The 18,682-nt window shown below is 70.1% G+C and carries 24 protein-coding genes; 12 read left to right on the top strand and 12 right to left on the bottom strand.

All coding sequences use genetic code 11. From position 1 onward, the window contains the following. Positions 1-3: 3 nt before the first annotated feature. From H288_RS35065 to H288_RS35075, 4 genes are read right to left on the bottom strand one after another with little or no spacing between them, the layout of a single operon-like run. Positions 4-525, bottom strand: a complete 522-nt coding sequence (locus H288_RS35065; RefSeq protein WP_158684204.1) for a hypothetical protein — start codon at positions 523-525, stop codon at positions 4-6. Positions 526-557: 32 nt separating this feature from the next. Next, a complete protein-coding gene (locus H288_RS35070) occupies positions 558-845 on the bottom strand; it encodes a hypothetical protein (protein ID WP_158684205.1) in 288 nt (95 codons plus the stop codon). A 19-nt stretch (positions 846-864) separates the two neighbouring features. Next, the gene (locus H288_RS33495; RefSeq protein WP_020092306.1) at positions 865-1,170 is read right to left on the bottom strand and encodes a hypothetical protein; all 306 of its coding nucleotides are present in this window, start codon (positions 1,168-1,170) and stop codon (positions 865-867) included. Next, positions 1,167-1,313 (bottom strand): ribbon-helix-helix protein, CopG family, encoded by a 147-nt coding sequence (locus tag H288_RS35075; protein WP_158684206.1) that lies wholly within the window; start codon positions 1,311-1,313, stop codon positions 1,167-1,169. Before H288_RS35075 ends, H288_RS33495 begins: the two co-directional genes overlap by 4 nt. A 152-nt stretch (positions 1,314-1,465) precedes the next feature. On the opposite strand from H288_RS35075, the gene H288_RS0109270 reads away from it, so the two are divergent. Genes H288_RS0109270 through H288_RS0109285 form a run of 4 tightly spaced genes read left to right on the top strand, consistent with a single transcriptional unit; the run spans position 1,466 to position 2,800 of the window. Continuing rightward, a complete protein-coding gene (locus H288_RS0109270; protein WP_245274486.1) occupies positions 1,466-1,855 on the top strand; it encodes a hypothetical protein in 390 nt (129 codons plus the stop codon). Next, positions 1,852-2,145 carry a hypothetical protein gene (locus tag H288_RS0109275; protein ID WP_020092308.1) on the top strand — a complete coding sequence of 98 codons (294 nt, stop codon included), beginning with the start codon at positions 1,852-1,854 and terminating at the stop codon, positions 2,143-2,145. Before H288_RS0109270 ends, H288_RS0109275 begins: the two co-directional genes overlap by 4 nt. Continuing rightward, complete coding sequence (locus tag H288_RS0109280; RefSeq protein WP_020092309.1) at positions 2,142-2,627, top strand: hypothetical protein; 486 nt, start codon at positions 2,142-2,144, stop codon at positions 2,625-2,627. Before H288_RS0109275 ends, H288_RS0109280 begins: the two co-directional genes overlap by 4 nt. Beyond that, the gene (locus H288_RS0109285; RefSeq protein ID WP_020092310.1) at positions 2,618-2,800 is read left to right on the top strand and encodes a hypothetical protein; all 183 of its coding nucleotides are present in this window, start codon (positions 2,618-2,620) and stop codon (positions 2,798-2,800) included. The genes H288_RS0109280 and H288_RS0109285 overlap by 10 nt, the downstream gene beginning before the upstream one ends. A 555-nt stretch (positions 2,801-3,355) precedes the next feature. On the opposite strand, the gene H288_RS0109290 is transcribed toward H288_RS0109285, so the two are convergent. From H288_RS0109290 to motA, 3 genes are all read right to left on the bottom strand, one after another. Further along, entirely contained in the window at positions 3,356-4,426 is a 1,071-nt protein-coding gene (locus tag H288_RS0109290; protein ID WP_020092311.1) for a cache domain-containing protein, read from the bottom strand. Positions 4,427-5,326: 900 nt separating this feature from the next. After that, the gene (locus H288_RS0109300) at positions 5,327-6,187 is read right to left on the bottom strand and encodes a flagellar motor protein MotB (protein WP_020092313.1); all 861 of its coding nucleotides are present in this window, start codon (positions 6,185-6,187) and stop codon (positions 5,327-5,329) included. Positions 6,188-6,209: 22 nt separating this feature from the next. Beyond that, on the bottom strand, positions 6,210-7,073 hold the full coding sequence (gene motA, locus H288_RS0109305; RefSeq protein WP_020092314.1) for a flagellar motor stator protein MotA: 864 nt from the start codon (positions 7,071-7,073) through the stop codon (positions 6,210-6,212). Positions 7,074-7,364: 291 nt separating this feature from the next. On the opposite strand from motA, the gene dusA reads away from it, so the two are divergent. After that, the gene (gene dusA / locus H288_RS0109310; protein WP_081636460.1) at positions 7,365-8,423 is read left to right on the top strand and encodes a tRNA dihydrouridine(20/20a) synthase DusA; all 1,059 of its coding nucleotides are present in this window, start codon (positions 7,365-7,367) and stop codon (positions 8,421-8,423) included. A gap of 21 nt (positions 8,424-8,444) precedes the next feature. Here the strand turns inward: dusA and H288_RS0109315 are convergent, their stop codons facing one another. Genes H288_RS0109315 through cobS form a run of 3 tightly spaced genes read right to left on the bottom strand, consistent with a single transcriptional unit; the run spans position 8,445 to position 10,232 of the window. Further along, positions 8,445-9,137, bottom strand: a complete 693-nt coding sequence (locus H288_RS0109315) for a TIGR02281 family clan AA aspartic protease (protein WP_020092316.1) — start codon at positions 9,135-9,137, stop codon at positions 8,445-8,447. Continuing rightward, positions 9,134-9,346, bottom strand: coding sequence for a DUF1289 domain-containing protein (locus H288_RS0109320; RefSeq protein ID WP_020092317.1), 213 nt, complete (start codon positions 9,344-9,346; stop codon positions 9,134-9,136). The genes H288_RS0109315 and H288_RS0109320 overlap by 4 nt, the downstream gene beginning before the upstream one ends. Before the next feature lie 52 nt (positions 9,347-9,398). Beyond that, entirely contained in the window at positions 9,399-10,232 is an 834-nt protein-coding gene (cobS, locus tag H288_RS0109325) for an adenosylcobinamide-GDP ribazoletransferase (RefSeq protein WP_020092318.1), read from the bottom strand. Positions 10,233-10,318: 86 nt separating this feature from the next. Between cobS and cobT the strand changes: the two genes are divergently transcribed. Beyond that, complete coding sequence (gene cobT / locus H288_RS0109330) at positions 10,319-11,359, top strand: nicotinate-nucleotide--dimethylbenzimidazole phosphoribosyltransferase (protein ID WP_020092319.1); 1,041 nt, start codon at positions 10,319-10,321, stop codon at positions 11,357-11,359. Positions 11,360-11,498: 139 nt separating this feature from the next. On the opposite strand, the gene H288_RS0109335 is transcribed toward cobT, so the two are convergent. Then, complete coding sequence (locus H288_RS0109335; protein ID WP_020092320.1) at positions 11,499-13,091, bottom strand: ABC transporter substrate-binding protein; 1,593 nt, start codon at positions 13,089-13,091, stop codon at positions 11,499-11,501. 117 nt (positions 13,092-13,208) lie between these two features. Between H288_RS0109335 and H288_RS32245 the strand changes: the two genes are divergently transcribed. From H288_RS32245 to queC, 4 genes are all read left to right on the top strand, one after another. Continuing rightward, the gene (locus H288_RS32245) at positions 13,209-13,886 is read left to right on the top strand and encodes a GntR family transcriptional regulator (RefSeq protein ID WP_020092321.1); all 678 of its coding nucleotides are present in this window, start codon (positions 13,209-13,211) and stop codon (positions 13,884-13,886) included. A gap of 104 nt (positions 13,887-13,990) precedes the next feature. Continuing rightward, positions 13,991-14,944, top strand: coding sequence for a dihydrodipicolinate synthase family protein (locus H288_RS0109345; RefSeq protein ID WP_020092322.1), 954 nt, complete (start codon positions 13,991-13,993; stop codon positions 14,942-14,944). 100 nt (positions 14,945-15,044) lie between these two features. Next, positions 15,045-15,401, top strand: coding sequence for a 6-carboxytetrahydropterin synthase QueD (gene queD / locus H288_RS0109350; RefSeq protein WP_020092323.1), 357 nt, complete (start codon positions 15,045-15,047; stop codon positions 15,399-15,401). Then, positions 15,391-16,110 carry a 7-cyano-7-deazaguanine synthase QueC gene (gene queC / locus H288_RS0109355; RefSeq protein ID WP_020092324.1) on the top strand — a complete coding sequence of 240 codons (720 nt, stop codon included), beginning with the start codon at positions 15,391-15,393 and terminating at the stop codon, positions 16,108-16,110. The genes queD and queC overlap by 11 nt, the downstream gene beginning before the upstream one ends. Here the strand turns inward: queC and H288_RS0109360 are convergent. Beyond that, positions 16,097-16,663: a TetR/AcrR family transcriptional regulator gene (locus tag H288_RS0109360; protein WP_026604793.1), complete on the bottom strand. Its 567-nt coding sequence runs from the start codon at positions 16,661-16,663 to the stop codon at positions 16,097-16,099. The two genes, queC and H288_RS0109360, sit on opposite strands and share 14 nt — an antisense overlap. Before the next feature lie 160 nt (positions 16,664-16,823). Here H288_RS0109360 and H288_RS0109365 point away from each other — a divergent pair, with 160 nt between their 5' ends. Continuing rightward, a complete protein-coding gene (locus H288_RS0109365) occupies positions 16,824-17,786 on the top strand; it encodes a quinoprotein relay system zinc metallohydrolase 2 (RefSeq protein ID WP_020092326.1) in 963 nt (320 codons plus the stop codon). Positions 17,787-17,827: 41 nt separating this feature from the next. After that, positions 17,828-18,682, top strand: coding sequence for a quinoprotein dehydrogenase-associated SoxYZ-like carrier (locus H288_RS0109370; RefSeq protein ID WP_020092327.1), 855 nt, complete (start codon positions 17,828-17,830; stop codon positions 18,680-18,682).

An 18,682-nucleotide genomic window follows, 5' to 3' on the forward strand; every position in this document is an offset into this window, starting at 1 on the left:
GCTCTAGAGCTTTCTTTCCAAGTGAGAAAAACTGAAAATGAACTCTGGGTCGTTAAAGGCACCATTGTTCGTCAGGCTAACTTCTCTAGCGCACCCATTATCATTAAGGCCGAAAAATCCTGAGAATGTTACTTTCATCCCCTCGCCTAACTGAGACAATGTTTTGAACATTTGACTGCCTCTATCGATCTTGAATTTATCGTCGCCTAAGTCTCCTCCGGTCCTAACTGTTATATCTGGAGCAATTTTTATATTAATGCTTGCAAATTTGCCGCCGTAAAAGGTCCCAACGCTTTCAACAACACCAACCCAATTTGAAGCACTCTTTCCGAATTGACACAATCCATTATCGCGCGCCTGCGGCATGTTCTCTTTCTGGATGCTATTAATTGCGCTGCCCCAGGTAGAACGCCAGGTATGCAAAAACTCTACGAACTTTTTCTGGCTTTCAGGCTGGTCGGCGTAGGGACTAGGTGAACATGTTGCGAGGAGGAGCAATCCAGAGGCGGCGAGAGCGTAACGCATCAAAGCTCATAAACTCTTGTTGCGGAAATAGATCAACTGTGCTCGGGGCGCGATGTCTTGTAATTAATAGTCATCGGCATTTCTGGATCAACGTTCTCGGGCTTTATGACATTCTTCAAATATCTTCGAGTGGGTCCATCGAGGCCGCCATACGAGACAAAAGCGACAAGCGATGTCATGAAGATTTCGGCACATGCTTGATCTGGCAGATCAACGCCGTAATGTTTCAAGGCGCCCTCTAAAGCATCGCGGGCATGGCTGAAGCCCGCAATCTCGTCGGCGCTGAGTTCAAAGCTTTGCCTACGCTCGCTTTTTGCCATGATCAGGATCTCTTCGCCTTCAAGGCTTCTTCGATGAGGCGACGGATGGCTCAAATGACCCGGCCCAGCGCTGAGCCTCATCCTCGCTCGGTTCCAGCTTGATCGCCTCAATCTGCTCTGCGAACAGGTCCAGGGCCTGTTGGACGATCGGCGGCCAAGGCACGTTGTTTTCGTGAAGGAACCGGGTCGCACTCACCAGCGCGTTGAATTGAGGCTGAGTGAAGGGCTGCCCCTCGCTTTGTGCAGCGAGTATCTGCTCCGCGAGCATCGCCGCCAAAGCGAGGATTTCATCCTGCTTCGGCAGCTCGGCGTCAGCGGCCGTCACTTCAGATAGCCCTTCGTCTTCAGGTGCTCGGTGAGGATCTGGCGGATCGCTTCAGATCGATGCTGTCCGTCGGAGCCGTCCTCGGATCGAAGTGCGTCCAGGGCCGCAGCCTGCTCAGCAGTTAGTCGAAGCTGAACCTGCACCGGGACTGTCTGTCCGGGAGGCCGGCCGCGTCGTTTCGCGTTTACGGGAATTGACATCCACATATTTTCCCGTTTACAACAAATACGGGCCGAACGGAAGGGCTCAATCTTCCATCCGGCCCTAACCACCAACCGCACCAGGAGTGCTGTTCATGGCTATCCACCACCCTACACCACCCCTCGGCGGCGGTGAACGCCCGCGCTTGCCTTCAGCACAGGTAGGACCGGTCACACAGGCCATCCGCGCGATGCGGGCCGATGTTCCTCAGTCTGAGAAGGCTGTCCAACTTGGGCACCCTTCGCCCTTCATGCTCGGCGCAGAACTGCGCTCAGTTCGCGCCCTGTCCAGGACCGAGGTCGAGGATCTGATCGGCGGCCTGATCGACCTCCTTGATGCCATGGACGGCGACGCGGACGCAGAGGACGTCGACGTAGATCTGGAAGACGGCCACGACGCCGAGGGCAATACCGACGACAACGGCATCGCCGACTACGACGCGATCGGCGAGCAGGGCTTCCCGGGCTACGGGAGGTGCGCATGACCGCCGCCCGAACCCAGACCGAGCTTGATGCTTGGAACGAGGAGTTAGGTAAGCGCTATCGCGAATGCGAGGGCGATATATGCGACCTACGGCTTCGCGGCATCGTCCTCGAAGCATTCTTCTCTGAGACCATCAGGGAGACTGAGGGGGCACCGAAGTTCGGCAAGAACGTCACGATCGTCCTGACCCGAGAGCAGATCGAGGCTTTGGACTTCCTGATCAGCCAGCAGCAGACCCAGGTCCTGGCTCTCCACCGCCGCTTCTATGCCGACGTGGAGGGCGCGCAATGACCGCCTCTACCCGCCGCGCCGCTCTCGGCGCCATCCTCTCGGCTCCCCTGGCATCTGTGCCGGCGATTGCTGCTCAGTCTTCATTGCCGGACTATGAGGCGCAATTCCTCGCGCTGCTCCCGCAACTCCGGAAGCTCTTGCCGCCCCTTGAGCGCGCGAAGGCGTACATGGCTACTTTGTACGCGCTCGGGGACCGTCAAGCGGGCGAGCATCCTGGCTGGGGGGATTGGAAAGTAGCGAGCGCGTGGGCGGACCGCGCGACAGCCGCCCGCAAGCGCAACGGCTACTCGGAAGCTTGGGACAGCGTGAACCGGCATTCGGCGAAGATCGATGAACTCGTGTCGGAGTTCATGGACCAACGGATGACAACGCTGCCCGCTATCGCGTGGAAGGCACGGATCGCTGACGCCCTGGATTGCTGGGAAGAGGAGGCCGGATCTGATCTGGCAGCCTGGGCTAGGGAGGATGGGGCATGCGCGTGATCTACGCCTTCCTCGCGGTCCGGATGCTCCGGCTCGCCCGCTTCGACCTGTTCCGGCACGAGCGGCTGATGGCTGACGCGGATGCAGCTCTCGCCCGTTCACGGGATCGGGTGCGGATCGCCGAGGCCCTGGCCGCTCGGGCTGACCTGCCGCCTCGGGCGCTGCTGCGGTGACCAAGGGTGGGGGATCGGTCCCCCACCTTGCGCTCCGAACAGACCGGAACGCTCGGTTATCTTATGTTCAGTCCGGCGCGAACGGACCGGGGCTGAACGGGGCACAGTCCCTCAACATCCACGCCCGCCCTTCGGGAGGGGGGACGAACGTCAGGGCGGGCGTGGCGGTCGAGGGAAGGCTCGACGGCCGGGCTGAATGCAAAATGCATGCTCCACACCCACCATTATGGGGGTTTGAGGGGTCCACCAGGCGGCAGGCGTGGAGGTCGACCGGAGTCGACGGACCCCAAATGTAGAACCCGACCGAAGCGTTCGATCACGTTTCTGTGTCCGTGCGCAGCCGGTACGAACGGCAATCGGCCAACGCATCCACGCCCGCCGCGACAGCTGAGGGGCATATCTGCGGACGGGCGTGGACGGCCAGCGGGGGCTTAGGCCGCCGGCCGGGCGACCTACGACGGCCAAGCTTGCTGGATTGTGTCTCGTTCACGAAATCGCGAGCGAAATCCGCGCAGCCAAATACCTAGGCGTCCCCCGCCGTGCCTCTGTAGCCGCTTATGCAGCGCGGGCTAGGGTGTGGGTAGAGCGAACAGTCAGAAAGCTACAACGCTGATGTATAATCCAATTTCTGACGGAACCCGAGGCGGACAGCTCCTCGGTCGCCGCCGCCACCGTCTGCACGTTGGCGGCGGCCTGCTGCGCCGCCCCGGCGGCCGAGCCGGCCTGCCGCGACGCCTGCGCGGCGGTGTCGGCCATCGCCCGACAGGCCTCCCGCATGCCGGCCGCGGCGGTGTCGACCCGTGCCAGGAGCTGGCTCGCCTCGGTGTCGAAGCTGCGGGTCACCGCCTCCATCCACTGGGCCCGCTCCTGCCGACGCTCCTGCTCGGCGCGCTGCTCGGTCGACAGGGTCCGCGCCTCGATCATGCTGTCCCGGAACACGCCGGCGGCCTCGGCCATCTGGCCGATCTCGTCGCGCCGGCCGAGACCCGGGATGGCGACGTCCGTCGCGCCGCCGGCGAGGCGGCGCAGGGCGGCCGTGAAGGCGCTCAGGGGGCGGGTGATGCTGCGCGCCAGCAGGAACCCGACCAGCCCGATCCCGATCGCGAGGGGGATCAGCCAGAGCAGGGTGGTGACCATCCGCGCCCGGTCCAGGGCGTGGATGTCGTCCACGTACAGGGCCGAATTGATGACCCATTGCCAGGGCTCGTAGGCGAGCGAGTAGGCGACCTTCGGGGCGGGCTCGGTCTCGCCGAGGCGGGCCCAGCGGTACTCGGTGAAGCCGCCGCCCTCCCGGGCGTGCTGGATCATCGTCCAGACGAAGGTCTTCTTCATCGCCGCGTCGTCGCGGGACCGCGTGCCCTCGATCTTGGGATCGGGATGCACGACGTTGCGGCCGATGTTGCCCGGCTCCGAGCTGTAGACGAAGACGTAGTCGCCGCCGTTGTAGCGCATGGCCCGCAGCGCCTCCGCCGCGCGCCGCCGCGCCTCGTCGGCCGAGACGGCGCCGGCCTCCGCCTGCCGGGCGAACGCCGCCACGATGCCGTGCGCCGACTCGACCTGGGCGCGGATGGCGGCCTTGCGCCCCTCCATCATCACCGCGCCGACGGACGAGACCTGGACGCCCACGATCGATATGAATGCCAGAAGGATGCTACTGATAAGACAAAATATCTTTCTACCGATCGTCATATCAAATATTCCTAACTATAAATAAAGCTACACCGCGAAGCTCGCAGATCGAATCAACTGCCCTTCGGCGCCGCGCCCGCCGATCATCTGCCGAACATTGGAATAATTCCATTCCGGCCACACATGTGAGATATGCTTCATCGCGCTCCCGGCGGAGCGGTCGGCCGGGACGATCGACCTCGTCGCGGACGGTCTCGTGCCGCCGTCGCACGGCCCGCGGGCGCCGATCGGCGGGCCGGACGCGCCCACCGCGCTGCCGGAGCGGGCTAGGCAGGGACACGACGTTCGAGAGGTTCACGCCGCGCGACACGCGGCGGGTCAGCGAGCCGCCGGTCGTCCACGCCCGCCCGTCGGCCGCGCTCGACCGGCTGCTCCGGGCGGACTGCCGCCGGTCCGCTTCCGGGAGTCAGGGCGGGGGAGGCGGGTTGCGCTCAGGTCCCGGCGGTGAATCGTCGGACGCTGTCGCGCCCCGTGGAGCGCGCGGCGCGCGGCCCGACCGCGACATCGATTTCCGGCATCCCGGCCGAGAGGATGCCCGGGGCTGACCCGGATCGCGACGGTGCGGCCTCGAACCCGGAGGCTCCGAGCGCGGCGGGCTCAGGGATCGCGGTGCCGCTCGCGGGCGACGTGCGCGCGCCGCCGCGCCGTCAGCCTACCGCCTCGGCGCGGCGCGGGCGCTCGGCCCGGTCGCCGGCCACCCGCGCCGCCTCGACACCGCGCGCCGGAAGCGACGCGGCGGCGCGCGGTCCCGCGCGGAGCGCGTGACGCGCCGCGGTGACGTGAGGCGGCATCGACGGCGCGCCGCGTCGCGGTCCGACGCGACGCGCCGCTCCGGCGTCAGCGGAGAAGGTTCGGGGGCACCGGCGGGCTCGCGTTGAGCAGCGTGATCGTCACCCGCCGGTTCGGCGCGAGGTAGGGATTGTCCGGGAAAACCGGCTCCGTGTCGCCGCGTCCCGACACGGAGGAGAAGTTGTCGTTGGGAACCCCGGCACCCGACAGGACCTCGCGCACGGCGAGGGCACGCCCGGCGGAGAGGTTCCAGGGCTCGCCGGCCCGCGTCGAGCCCGGGCGCGCGACGGCCGTGTAGCCGGTGATCGACAGGCGGTTGGGCAGCCGCCGGATGGCGGGCGCGAGGGCCTCCAGCACGCGACGGGTGCGGTCGTAGGGCTCGACGGACCCCTCGCGGAACATGGCGCGGCCGTCCTGGTCCACGAGGGAGACGTTCACGCCCTCCTTGGTCTGCTCGATCACGATGTTCTTCGACAGTTCGGCGATGTCGGGCATCGTCTGGAGCGCCTGCCGGAGGCTGGCTATGGCGCTGAAATTGGCCTCCACGTTGGCGACCGGGCGGCTGGCATCGACGTCGCTGACGCGCCCCGGGCTGGTCGGGCGCGTGATCTCCTCCCGCTCGGCGGAGCCCCGCTCCGCGTCGCGGGGCGTGGACGGCTTGTTGCCGGACGTGTCGAGGGCGGTCCCGTACAGGATTCCGCCGGCGCCGCTGGTCGCAGGGCTCAGAGCCGCCGGCGAGAAGTACTCCGCCAGGCCGATCTTCTGCTCCTGCGTCGTCATGCTGATCAGCCACATCAGCAGGAAGAACGCCATCATGGCGGTCACGAAGTCCGCGTAGGCGATCTTCCAGGCCCCGCCGTGGTGGGCGTGGGCGGCCTTCTTGACCTTCTTGATGATGATCGTCGCCATGGACTCCCTCCCGGATGTCGGATCAGCTCTGGGCGGGCAGAGCGGCGGTCGCCGCTTCCACTTCGTTGAAGGTCGGGCGGACGTCGCTCATCAGGGACTTGCGGGCGAACTCGACCGCCATCACCGGCGGCTGGCCGGCGATGTGGGCGAGCAGCCCCGCCTTGAGCGAGAGATAGTACTTGGACTCGGCCTCGAAGAGGCTCTTGAGCGACTGCGCCATGGGCCCGAAGAAGCCGTAGGCCACGAAGACGCCGAAGAAGGTGCCGACGAGCGCGCCGCCGATCAGGTGTCCCAGCACCTCCGGCGGCTCCTTGATCGCCCCCATCGTCTTGATCACGCCGAGCACGGCGGCGACGATGCCGAGCGCCGGCGTCCCGTCGGCGAGCGACTGCATGGCCGAGACGACGCGCTCCTGCTCCTGATGGTGCGTCTCCAGCTCCTCATCCATGAGCGCGTCGATCTCGTGGACGTTGTTGGCGCCCAGCGTCACCATGCGCATGTAGTCGCAGACGAACTCGACCGCGTGGTGGTTCGCCGCGAAGGTCGGGAAGGCGTTGAACAGCGTCGACTCGCCCGGATCCTCGATGTGCGGCTCGAGCGCCATCGCACCCTTCTGCTTCGCGAGCTTGAACAACGAATACTGCATTCCCAGCAGTTCGACATAGGATTGCTGGTTGTACTTGGGGCCCTTGATCAGCGTGCCCAGCATGGCGGGCACGGCCTTGAGCACCGGCCCGGTGTTGCCGATGACGAAGGCGCCGATCGCCGCACCCAGGATGATGACGAACTCGAACGGCTGCCACAGGACCAGCAGATGGCCGCCCATCGCCGCGTAGCTGCCGAAGACGCAGGCGAAGACGATCACTGTGCCGACGATCAGCCGCATGATGTGCCATCCTTGCGCGGCGGCAGGTACAGCCCGCGCGACGCTACCAATGACCTGGGAAATCACTGATCTTGGTTAACGGCGCGTTTAGAGCCGCGGCGGGCGCGCCGGTCGACGGTCCGGGCCCCGCGGTGGACCGTGCCGTCTCTTTTGACGACGGTCCGGGCGTGATACCCCGTCGTCCCGTGCTTCCCGGCGGACTCGACGATGCGCCCCATCGCGCCCCCGCGGTGGGACCGGACGGGGCCGAGCGGGCACGCCACAGCCGGATTCCGAGCAGTCCGACGCCCGATGGGGCATCGCCGAGGTACAGCACGAGAGCGACAGCAAGTGATTGCCGCAACGGAAGAACCCGGAACTCTCAGTGGATGGCGCTTCTCCGTCGCCCCGATGATGGACTGGACGGACCGCCACTGCCGGGCGTTCCACCGGTCCCTCTCGGCGCGCGCCCGCCTCTACACCGAGATGGTGACGACCGGCGCGGTGCTGCACGGGCCGCGGGAGCGCCTGCTCGGCTTCGCGGAGATCGAGCACCCGGTGGCGGTCCAGCTCGGCGGCTCGGACCCGGCGGACCTGGCGCGGGCCGCCCGGATCGCCGCGGATCTCGGCTACGACGAGGTCAATCTCAACGTCGGCTGCCCCTCGGACCGGGTGCAGGAGGGCCGCTTCGGCGCCTGCCTGATGCGCGAGCCGGCCCTGGTCGGCGACTGCGTCGCCGCCATGAAGGCCGCGGTCTCCGTGCCGGTGACGGTGAAGTGCCGGATCGGCGTCGACGACCAGGACCCCGAGGCGGCGCTCGACACCCTGGCCGACGCCGTGGTGGCGGCGGGCGTCGACGGGCTGATCGTCCACGCCCGCAAGGCCTGGCTTCAGGGGCTCTCGCCCAAGGAGAACCGGGACGTGCCGCCCCTCGATTACGGCCGCGCCGCGCGGCTGAAGCGGCGGCTTCCCGGCCTGCCGATCGCGGTCAACGGCGGCCTGCGCGACCTGGATTCCGCGCGGGCGCGGCTCGCCGAGGTCGACGGCGTCATGGTCGGCCGCGCCGCCTACACCGAGCCGGCGCTCCTGCTCGGGGTCGATCCCGACCTGTTCGGCGTGCCGGCGCCGGCCCCCGACGCCTTCGCGGCGGTCGCGGCGTTCGAGCCCTACATCGCCGCGTGCCTCGCCCGGGGCGAGCGCCTCCACGCGGTCACCCGGCACATGCTCGGCCTGTTCAACGGCCGGCCGGGCGCGCGGGCCTTCCGGCGCCACCTCTCGACACACGGCATGCGCCCGGAGGCCGACCTCGCGACCCTGCGGGAGGCGGTGGCGCTGGTCTCCCGCGCCGCCCCCGAGGCCCACGCCGCCTGAGCGTCTTGCGCGGCGGCCCGGTCAGGGCCGGCGCAGGATCAGGCGGTCGCCCCGGACCTCGTAGCCGGAGAGCCGCGACAGGAAGGTCTGGCCGAGGAGGTTCGCCGAGAGCGCGCCCGGCTTGGCCACCATGGCGTTGACGCGCCGCTCGGTGATCGTCCCGACGCTGAGCGAGTCGAGCTGGGTCGGCGCCGCGTAGGTGATGCCGTTGGCGGTGGAGACGCGGGCGGTGAACTCGGCAGGCGCGGGCGTGAGCCCCAGCGCGGCGGCGTTCTCGGCGGTGAGCACGACGCTGCTCGCCCCGGTGTCGAACAGGAAGGGCTGCACCCGGCCGTTGACCGAGGCGTCGACCCGGAAATCGCCGTCCGCCCGCCTTGTGACGGTGACGGAACCGTCGCCGCTCGAGGTCGCGCTCCCCGGCCGGAGATCGCCGAGCACCCGGGCGCCGACATCCTGGATCCGGTCGCGGTAGCTGTAGCCGATCACCAGGGCGAGGCCGATCAGCGCCCAGGCCAGGAGCGCCTGCAGGTTCGCGCCGAGCCGGGCCGTGAACTGCCGCCAGAACCCGGCCACCACCAGGAGCAGGATCGTGCCGGTCCAGGCGAGGTTCGCCAACTGGTCGGGCTCGATCACGCCGCCGACGCTGTCGCTGCCGTCGCTGAGGACCAGGGCGACGAGAACCAGGGCGAGGGCCGCGAGGCCGAGATAGATCATGACGGCAGCGGCGCTTCCAGGGGGGTGAGGCCGGCGGCCCGCATCCGGGCGCCGAGCCCCGCCATCACGGCGCGGCGCCGGTCCTCCGACAGCGAGCCCCAGGCGGCGATCTCGTCGCGGGTCCGGCCGCAGCCGCAGCACAGGCCGGTCGCGGCGTCGAGGACGCAGACCTTGGTGCAGGGCGAGGAGGGTTTCGGCGCGGGCGGCATCGGTGATCCTTGGCCGGGGGATCGTGGCCGGGTCAAGACGCGGCGGCCTCCCTCAATCCGCCACGCCCGCCGTCGCCGCCACCAGGGCCAGCAGGGCGGCGATCTCCGCGACCTGCTGGCAGGCGCCGATGACGTCGCCGGTCTGGCCGCCGATCCTGGCGCGCGCCAGCCGGGTCAGGCCCAGGGCCGCGAGGCCGGCGCACAGGATCATCAGCGCGACGCCGCCGAGGGGCAGGCCGAGGGGCACGGCGCCGAGCGCCAGCACCGCGCCGAGGCCGAGCGCGGTGGCGAGACTCGCCCGGCCCGGGCGGCCGACCGAGGCGGAGAGGCCGCCCGGCCGCGCCGGCGCGAGCAGCGCCATCGGGGCGAGGGCGGCGACCCGCGACAGGGCGGCCGCCAGGATCAGGCCGGCCACGGCCGCGTGGCCGATCCGGTCGAGGAGCGTCGCCAGGGCGCCGATCCGCAGGGCCAGCGCCAGGACCAGGGCGGCGCCGCCGTAGGCCCCGATCCGGCTGTCGCGCATGATCTCCAGGCGGCGCTCCCGCGTGGCGCCGCCGCCGAACCCGTCGGCGACGTCCGCGAGCCCGTCCTCGTGGAGGGCACCGGTCGCCACCACGGCGACCGCCACCGCGAGGGTCGCGGCCAGGAACGGCCCGAGCCCGACGGCCCAGCCGGCCGCCAGCACCAGGGCGGCGGGCAGCGCCAGGATCAGGCCGGCCAGCGGCAGCATCCGCGGCAGGGTGGTGAAGTCGGGGCTCCGGTGCGGGTCCGGCTCGCCGGGCAGTTGCGGCACCGGCAGGCGGGAGTAGAAGCGCAGGCACCCGGCGAGGTCGTAGAGGGCGCCGCGCCCGGGCCAGTCGGCCTCCCCGCCGGTCTGCCTGTCCATCGCGGCCTCTCGCATCCGCCCGCCACCGCGCGCCGCTCCCGTATAGTCTCCCCGTCCGGAGGCGCCCACAGGAAATCATCGCCGCCATGACCGATTCGACGACCGCTCCCGAACCCGGCCCCTTCGACGACATCCGCAACCTGCTGAAGGCGATGCCGGGCCCCGACGCGGAGGCGAAGGAAGCCGTCGCGGCCCGGGACGCGACCCTGACGAAGCCCGCCGGTTCGCTGGGGCGCCTCGAGAGCCTCGTGACGTGGCTGGCGGCGTGGCAGGGCAAGGCGCCGCCGACCTTCGACCGGCCGCTGGTCTGCGTCTTCGCCGGCAGCCACGGGGTCACGCGCCGCGGCGTCTCGGCCTTCCCGGACGCGGTCAACCGCCAGATGCTCGACAACTTCGCCGCCGGGGGCGGGGCGATCAACCAGATCTGCGCGGCCTACGGCCTCGGCTTCAAGGTGTTCGACCTCGCCCTCGACATGCCCACCGGCGACATCGCGGAGGGGCCGGCCCTCGACGAGCGCGCCACGGTCGCCACCATGGCGTTCGGCATGGAGGCGGTGGCCGCCGGCACCGACTGCCTCGGCATCGGCGAGATGGGCATCGGCAACACCACGGTGGCGGCCGCCCTCTACGCCGCCCTGTTCGGCGGCGATCCCGCCCACTGGGTCGGGCGCGGCACGGGCGTCGACCGGGACGGCCTGTCCCGGAAGGTCGCGGCCGTGGAGGCGGCGCTCGCGCACCATGCCGGCCACCTCGACGACCCGCTCCAGGTCCTGGCGCGCCTCGGCGGCCGGGAGATCGCCGCCATGGCGGGGGCGATCCTGGCCGCGCGGCTGCAGCGCATCCCGGTGGTGATCGACGGCTACGTGGCGACCGCCGCCGCGGCCGTGCTGCACGCCGCCGACCCAAATGCCCTCGATCACTGCCTCGCCGGCCACGTCTCGGCGGAGGGCGCCCACGCGGAGGTTCTGGAGCGGCTCGGGCTGGTGCCGCTGCTGGCGCTCGGCATGCGCCTCGGCGAGGCCTCGGGCGCCGGCATGGCGATGGGCCTGCTGAAGGGCGCGCTCGCCTGCCACACCGGCATGGCGACCTTCGCGCAGGCCGGCGTGTCGGGGAAGGGCGCGGGCTGAAGACGCGCGGGCACCTGCGCCCTCGCGTCTTTGCGAGCGGAGCGAAGCAATCCAGCGGCGCCACGCCCATCAGCGGCCCGCTGCCCTGGGTTGCTTCGCTGCGCTCGCAAAGACGAACCTTCCTCGGGAGCGCCCGGACTCAGGCGGTCTTCTCGATGTTCCAGAAGAACTGCACCGGGGCCATGACCATGCCCTTGAGCTTCGCGCTGACCGCCATCGGCTGCTGCACGAGGCCTGCCGGGGCGTAGGGCACGACCGCGAAGGCCCGCTCCTCGATGCGTGCGGCGAGCGCCTTCTGCTGCGCCTCGTCGCTGGTGGCGATCCACTCGCTGCGCAGGCCCTCCAGGGTCGGGTCGTCCGGCCAGCCGAACCACGCCGCCTGACCGTTGGCGCGGATCAGTGGGTGGAGCGCCGGGTTCAGCACGTCGGCCCCCGACCAGAGGGTGTGGAACAGCGACCAGCCGCCGGCATCGACCGGCCCGCGGTTGCCGCGGCGGGCGATGAAGCTGCCCCAGTCGGTCGAGACCAGATCGACGTTCATGCCGAGCTGCTTGAGCAGGTCCTGGGTCACCAGCGACTGGTTGTAGGCGATCGGCTGGTCGGCCGGGGCCAGCAGCACCACGCGCTCGCCCTTGTAGCCGGCCTTGGCCAGCATCGCCTTGGCCTTGGCGAGGTCCGCCTGCATGGCCGCGGCCCCGCCGGCCCCGGTCGACATCGGCGAGCCCGGCGTGAAGAAGGTCTTGGCCTCCCGGTAGTATTCGGGGCTGCCGACCACCGCCTGCATGTAGTCGTCCTGCTTCATGGCCATCATCACGGCCCGGCGGATCTCGGGATTGTTGAACGGCGGCTGCGTGTGGTTGAACCGCATCAGCAGGATCAGCCCGAGCGGCACGTTGCGGATCTCGATCCCCGGCTTGCCCTTGAGGACGGGGATCAGGTCGATCGCCGGCTGCTCGTACCAGTCGACCGCGCCCTGGATCATCGCGCCCACCGCCGCCGAGGCCTCGGTGATGGCGAGCCACTCGATCCGGTCGACCTTGGCGACCTTGCCGCCGGCCGCCCAGGAGGGCGCTTCCTCGCGGGGGCGGTAGCCGGCGTGCCGGGTGTAGATCGCGTTCTGGCCGGGGATCCATTCCCGCGCCTCGAAGCGCCACGGCCCGGAGCCCGTGGCGTCGGCGATCGGCTTGGACGCGTCCTGGAGGGCGACGCGCTCCGGCATGATGAAGGGCACGTTCGAGGACAGCTTGCCGAGCGCCGCCGGGAGCAGGGGGAACGGCTTCTTCAGCGCGACCGTGAAGGTCCGCGCGTCCTCCTGGCCGTACCCCTCCACGAAGCCCGCCAGGGTCTGGCCGAACGCGTCCCGCTTGGACCAGCGCGCGATGGACGCGATGCAGTCCTTGGCCTCGACGGGGGAGCCGTCGTGGAACGTGAGGCCGTCGCGGAGATGGAAGGTCCAGCGCAGGCCGTCGGGCGCGGTCTGCCACTCGCTCACCATCTGCGGCTGGATGCGGAAATTCTCGTCGGTGGCGAACAGCGTGTCGTAGACGAGATAGCCGTGATTGCGGATGACGTAGCTCGTGGCGACGATCGGATCGAGGGACGGCAGGGGCGTCGACGGGATGAAGCGCAGCACGCTGCCGCCGCCGGGCTGGGCCCGGACCAGGTGCGGGAGGCCGAGGCCGGCGGCCGCGCCGGCGGTTCCGGCCAGAATCTGGCGACGGGAGAGCGTCATCGCGGGCACCCTTGTCCTGATCGAGCCCGTTGCCCGATTGATTTTATACAATTTCAACACCGGAGCTCCGCCGTCAAGGGTCCTGCGGGGCATCCGGGATCGACCGGGAGCGAGACGATGAAGAACCGGACCATCGCGAGCTCGATCGGGACCGAGATCCGGCGGCGCATCCTCGACGGCCGCTATCCGGCCGGCTCGCAGCTCCGCCAGGATGGCCTCGCGGCGGAGTTCGGCGCCAGCCGGATCCCGGTGCGGGAGGCCCTGTTTCAGCTGGAGGCCGAGGGCCTCGTGCGGATCCTGCCGCATCGCGGGGCCATGGTGGCGCCACTCTCGGCTGCCGACGCCGCCGAGGCCCTCGAGCTCCGGGGCGCCCTCGAGCCGCGCCTCCTGGCCCTCTCGGCGCCCCGCCTGACCGCCGACGACTACGCCCGGGCCGACACCCTCTTGGAGGAGTACGCCGCGGCCCTGCGGGCGGGCGCGACGGCGCGCTGGGGCGCCCTCAACACGGAGCTGCACCTCCTCCTCTACGGCCGGGCGGATCGTCCCCGCGCCCTCGGACTGGTCGGCTCCCTGCTGGCCGAGTGCGACCGCTACACCCGCCTCCAGCTCTCCACCGACAGCGCCGAGCTGGAGCGGGCCGACCGCGAGCACCGCGAGATCGTCCGGCTCTGCCGGAACGGCCACGTCTCGGCCGCCTGCGCCCTCCTGACCGACCATATCGACCACGTCGCCGCCGCGCTGATGGCCTTCCTCGGCGCCGCGCCGGTCCCGGCCCGCGCGACAGAGATTGTATAAAATCCTTGCCAGACTCGCGCGGCGCTGCCATGGAGAGGCGTGCCGCCCCGCGAGGCCCGCGGGGCCGGCCGGGACGATCCCACCTCCCAGCAGGCGAGCCGGCGATGGCCTTCGATCGACACATCTTCTCCGGCACGATCCCGGCCCTGATGACGCCCTGCCGGCCGGACCGGACGCCCGACCTCGACGCCCTGGCGCGCAAGGGGCGGGAGCTCGTCGGTGCCGGCATGTCGGCGGTCGTCTACTGCGGCTCGATGGGCGACTGGCCGCTACTCACCGACGAGGAGCGGATGGCGGGCGTCGAGCGGCTGCTCGCCGCCGGCGTCCCGGTGATCGTCGGGACCGGCGCGCAGAACCCGAAGCGGGCGGCGGCGCTCGCGGCGCACGCCAAGGCGGCCGGCGCCCACGGCCTGATGATCATCCCGCGGGTCCTGTCGCGCGGCAGTTCGGCCGCGGCCCAGGAGGCGCATTTCGGCGGCATCCTGGAGGCGGCCGTCGACCTGCCGTCGGTGATCTACAACAGCCCCTATTACGGGTTCGAGACCCGGGCGGACCTGTTCTTCCGCCTGCGCGCCCGCCACCCGCACCTCGTCGGCTTCAAGGAATTCGGCGGCGCGGCCTCGCTCACCTACGCGGCCGAGCACATCACCGGCCAGTCCCCCGACATCACCCTGATGGTCGGGGTGGATACCCAGGTGGTGCACGGCTACGTCAATTGCGGCGCCCGGGGCGCCATCACGGGCATCGGCAACGTCCTGCCGCGGGAGGTGCTCCACCTCGTCGCCCTGTGCGAGAAGGCCGCCGCGGGCGACGTCCGGGCCCGGCGCCGGGCCGAGGAACTCGACGCCGCGCTGGCGATCCTGTCGAGCTTCGACGAGGGGACCGACCTCGTCCTCTACTACAAGCACCTGATGGTGCTGGAGGGGAACCCGGAATACGCGCTGCACTTCAACGCCACCGACGCGCTCAGCGCCGGTCAGCGCCACTACGCGGAGACGCAGCTGCGCCTGTTCAAGGCGTGGTACGCGCAGTGGTCGGAAGCCGGCGCCGGGGCCTGATCCCCGGCCGCGCCGCCGAACGCAGGGCAGCCCGCCTTTGCGCGGGACCGCCCGTCGGCGCTATGGCGGGGGCGAGATCGGCCACACCCGCGAACCGTCCATGAAGATCACCCAAGCCTTCACCTTCGAGGCGGCCCACCGGCTGCCGAACGTGCCCGAGACCCACCGCTGCCACCGGATGCACGGGCATTCCTACCGGGTCGAGCTGACGGTCGCCGGCCCGGTCGATCCCCACACCGGCTGGGTGATCGACTTCTACGACATCGAGTCGATCTTCGGGCCGCTGCTCGCCCGGCTCGACCACCACTGCCTCAACGAGATCGAGGGGCTGGAGAACCCGACCGCCGAGAACATCGCGGCCTGGATCTGGCAGCGCCTCCGGCCGGACCTGCCGGGCCTCGCGCTCGTGCGGGTCGCCGAGACCCCGATGTCCTGGGCCGAGTACGATGGCGAGTGACGCCGCCATCCCGGGGGACCGCGCCGCGCTGGTGCTGTTCTCCGGGGGCCAGGATTCGGCCACCTGCCTGGCCTGGGCGCTCGACCAATTCGACCACGTCGAGACCCTCGGCTTCGACTACGGCCAGCGCCACCGGGTCGAGCTCGACCGCCGCGCGGCCCTGCGGGCGGGCACGACCGCCCTCGATCCCGCCTGGGCGGCCCGCCTCGGCGAGGACCACACGCTCGCCCTCGACGCCCTCGGGCAGGTCTCCGAGACGGCGCTGACCCGGGAGGCCGCGATCGGCTACGAGGCGTCGGGCCTGCCCAACACCTTCGTGCCCGGCCGCAACCTCGTGTTCCTGACCTTCGCGGCGGCGCTCGCCTACCGGCGCGGGCTCCGGCACGTGGTCGGCGGCATGTGCGAGACCGACTATTCCGGCTACCCGGATTGCCGCGACGACACGATCAAGGCCCTGCAGGTGGCGCTCAATCTCGGCATGGAGCGGCGCTTCGTGCTGCACACGCCGCTGATGTGGCTCGACAAGGCGCAGACCTGGGAGCTGGCCGAGAGCCTCGGCGGGCGGGCGCTGGTCGACCTGATCGTCGAGGAGAGCCACACCTGCTACCTCGGCGAGCGCGGGCAGCGGCATCCCTGGGGCTACGGCTGCGGCACCTGCCCGGCCTGCCGGCTGCGGGCGGACGGCTACGCCCGGTTCACTGCGGCCTGAGGCCGTCGACCAGCACCGCCAGCGTCCCCCGGAAGGCGTCGGGGCTCGCGAACAGGCGCTCCATCAGGAGCGCCCCCTCCAGGGTGGCGACGACGTAGCGGGCGAGCGCCGCCGGATCCGCGCCGCCGCGCACGCTGCCATCCACCTGGCCCGCGCGCAGGATGCCTTCCAGCCACGCGAGATGGTCCGCGAAGAAGGCCGCGACGTCCCGGCGCAGGCGCTCGGGCAGGGCCTCGCCCTCGATGGCCAGCGCCGCGCAGAGGCAGCCGAGCCCCTGCTCGACGCCGCCGAGATAGAGCCGCCCGTAGGCCTCGACCCGGCCCGGCCCGTCCGGCACGTCCCGGCGGATCGCCTCCAGGGCCGCGGCGTAGCGCGCCGCGTAGGCCGCCACCAGGGCGGCGCCGAGATCGACCTTGGTGGGGAAGTGGTGGTGGATGCTCGCCTTGCGGATGCCCACCGCCGCCGCGAGGTCGGCGTAGCTGAAGCCGGCGAAGCCGCGGCCCCGCACCAGGGTCTCGGCCTGCATCAGCAACTCGGCGCGGGTATCCCTCATCGCGGCGAACGTCGCTCCAAAACTCACCCCCGTCATCGCACGAAGTCACGCGAACGTGCGGCCGCGGCGGGGACCGGCTCCCGGCGACCCCTTGACGGACGATCAATCTACCTACTTAATGGTAGACAATCAAGAACGGGCAAGATCGGGAGGTTTCGGCATGACGGCACGCGCCGTCCATCCGCGGGTGCAGACCGCCGGGCCGACGCGACGGCACGCCCTCTTCGCGGGGCTCTGCCTGTGCTGCCTGCCGACGCTGGGCCGCGCCGCCGAGAGCTTCACGATGGAGGAGGTCGGGCCGGGCCTGTACGTGCGCAAGGGCCTGATCGCCGACGCCACCCCCGACAACGCCGACGCCATCGCCAATATCGGCTTCCTCGTCGGCAGGACCGGCGTGGTGGTGACCGAGTCCGGCGGCAGCCTCGCCGACGGCCAGTGGCTGCGCGCCGAGATCGCCAAGCGCACGGACAAGCCGATCACTCACGTGGTTCTGACCCACGTCCACCCGGACCACGTCTTCGGGGCGGGGGCCTTCGTCCAGGACAAGCCGGTCTTCATCGGCCACGCCAAGCTCACCGAGGCCCTGGCGGCCCGGGGCGAGTTCTACCGCAAGCGGCTGATCGACCTGCTCGGCGAGGACCGGACCGGGCCTGTGGTCTACCCGACCATGACCGTCGCCGACACGGCCGAGATCGACCTCGGCGACCGCCGCCTGACCTTCACGGCGCACGGTCCGGCGCACACCACCTCGGACCTGTCGATGATCGATTCCGGCAGCGGCCTGCTGTTCCCCGCCGACCTGCTGTTCGTGAACCGGATCCCCTCCCTCGACGGCAGCCTCAAGGGCTGGCTCGCCGAGATCGAGCGGCTGAAGGCCATGGGTCCCGCCCGGGCCGTCCCGGGCCACGGCCCCGTCGCGGTCGACCTCGCCCCGGCGCTCGCCGACCTCTCCGGCTACCTGGCCGCCCTGCGCGACGGCACCCGGGCGGCGATCGCCAAGGACGTGCCCATCGAGAAGGCCGTGACCAGCGTCGCGGCGGACCAGCGCGACAAGTGGGCCCTGTTCGACACCTACAACGGCCGCAACGTCACCGTGGCCTACCAGGAACTCGAGTGGGAATAGGTTTCAGAATCCCCATATCCAAGCCAATCGGGAGGCACGCCATGACGCACAGGATCGGACAGACCTTCATCGGACAGACCTTCTCCAGCCTCGCCCTCGGCCTCGTCCTGGCGACGACGGCGCTGTCGGGACCGCTCGCCGGCGCCGCGCGGGCGGCCGGCGCCTCCGACACCGATCAGGAGCGGGCGGCCCGCTGGCAGGAGATCGCCAAGTCGATCTTCGGCGACCGCCAGATCGCCCCGACCGACAGCCTCGTGAAGATCGAGGCGCCCGCCCGGGCGCTCGACGCCGCCCTGGTTCCGATCACCCTGACCATGCCCAAGGACGGGCAGATCAAGGCGGTCTCGCTGATCATCGACGACAACCCGGCGCCCTACGCGGCCAAGTTCGAGTTCGGGCCGGCCGCCGACCCGGCCGAGCTGAAGCTGCGCGTGCGGGTCAACAACTACACCGACATGCACGCCGTGGTGGAGACCACGGACGGCAAGCTCTACGAGGCCAAGCAGTTCGTGAAGGCCTCCGGCGGCTGCTCGGCCCCGATGGGGATGAGCGACGAGGAGGCCATGAAGGGCATGGGCGACATGCGCATGAAGTTCGCCGAGACGGCGGCCGGCAAGCCCGTGGAGGCGACGCTGATGATCCGCCACCCGAACTTCTCCGGCATGCAGATGAACCAGGTGACCCGCGACTACACGCCGGCGCGCTACATCGACAAGCTCACCGTCTCGGCGGGCGACCGGAAGGTCTTCACCATGACGGGCGACATCTCGATCGCGTCGAACCCGGTGATCAACTTCGCGTTCAAGCCGGACGGCAAGCCGATCCAGGTGGCGGCCTCCGACAACCAGGGCGGCCAGTGGCAGCACAGCTTCACCGCGCCGAGCCCGACGAACTGA

The organism is Methylobacterium sp. 285MFTsu5.1, assembly GCF_000383455.1.
Classification (GTDB): Bacteria; Pseudomonadota; Alphaproteobacteria; order Rhizobiales; family Beijerinckiaceae; genus Methylobacterium.

Coding starts and splice junctions, on each gene's coding strand:
- H288_RS35065 (WP_158684204.1), bottom strand. CDS start 525: ATGCGTTACGCTCTCGCCGCCTCTGGATTGCTCCTCCTCGCAACATGT.
- H288_RS35070 (WP_158684205.1), bottom strand. CDS start 845: ATGGCAAAAAGCGAGCGTAGGCAAAGCTTTGAACTCAGCGCCGACGAG.
- H288_RS0109270 (WP_245274486.1), top strand. CDS start 1,466: ATGGCTATCCACCACCCTACACCACCCCTCGGCGGCGGTGAACGCCCG.
- H288_RS0109275 (WP_020092308.1), top strand. CDS start 1,852: ATGACCGCCGCCCGAACCCAGACCGAGCTTGATGCTTGGAACGAGGAG.
- H288_RS0109280 (WP_020092309.1), top strand. CDS start 2,142: ATGACCGCCTCTACCCGCCGCGCCGCTCTCGGCGCCATCCTCTCGGCT.
- H288_RS0109285 (WP_020092310.1), top strand. CDS start 2,618: ATGCGCGTGATCTACGCCTTCCTCGCGGTCCGGATGCTCCGGCTCGCC.
- H288_RS0109300 (WP_020092313.1), bottom strand. CDS start 6,187: ATGGCGACGATCATCATCAAGAAGGTCAAGAAGGCCGCCCACGCCCAC.
- motA (WP_020092314.1), bottom strand. CDS start 7,073: ATGCGGCTGATCGTCGGCACAGTGATCGTCTTCGCCTGCGTCTTCGGC.
- dusA (WP_081636460.1), top strand. CDS start 7,365: ATGGGGCATCGCCGAGGTACAGCACGAGAGCGACAGCAAGTGATTGCC.
- H288_RS0109315 (WP_020092316.1), bottom strand. CDS start 9,137: ATGATCTATCTCGGCCTCGCGGCCCTCGCCCTGGTTCTCGTCGCCCTG.
- H288_RS0109320 (WP_020092317.1), bottom strand. CDS start 9,346: ATGCCGCCCGCGCCGAAACCCTCCTCGCCCTGCACCAAGGTCTGCGTC.
- cobS (WP_020092318.1), bottom strand. CDS start 10,232: ATGGACAGGCAGACCGGCGGGGAGGCCGACTGGCCCGGGCGCGGCGCC.
- cobT (WP_020092319.1), top strand. CDS start 10,319: ATGACCGATTCGACGACCGCTCCCGAACCCGGCCCCTTCGACGACATC.
- H288_RS0109335 (WP_020092320.1), bottom strand. CDS start 13,091: ATGACGCTCTCCCGTCGCCAGATTCTGGCCGGAACCGCCGGCGCGGCC.
- H288_RS32245 (WP_020092321.1), top strand. CDS start 13,209: ATGAAGAACCGGACCATCGCGAGCTCGATCGGGACCGAGATCCGGCGG.
- H288_RS0109345 (WP_020092322.1), top strand. CDS start 13,991: ATGGCCTTCGATCGACACATCTTCTCCGGCACGATCCCGGCCCTGATG.
- queD (WP_020092323.1), top strand. CDS start 15,045: ATGAAGATCACCCAAGCCTTCACCTTCGAGGCGGCCCACCGGCTGCCG.
- queC (WP_020092324.1), top strand. CDS start 15,391: ATGGCGAGTGACGCCGCCATCCCGGGGGACCGCGCCGCGCTGGTGCTG.
- H288_RS0109360 (WP_026604793.1), bottom strand. CDS start 16,663: ATGAGGGATACCCGCGCCGAGTTGCTGATGCAGGCCGAGACCCTGGTG.
- H288_RS0109365 (WP_020092326.1), top strand. CDS start 16,824: ATGACGGCACGCGCCGTCCATCCGCGGGTGCAGACCGCCGGGCCGACG.
- H288_RS0109370 (WP_020092327.1), top strand. CDS start 17,828: ATGACGCACAGGATCGGACAGACCTTCATCGGACAGACCTTCTCCAGC.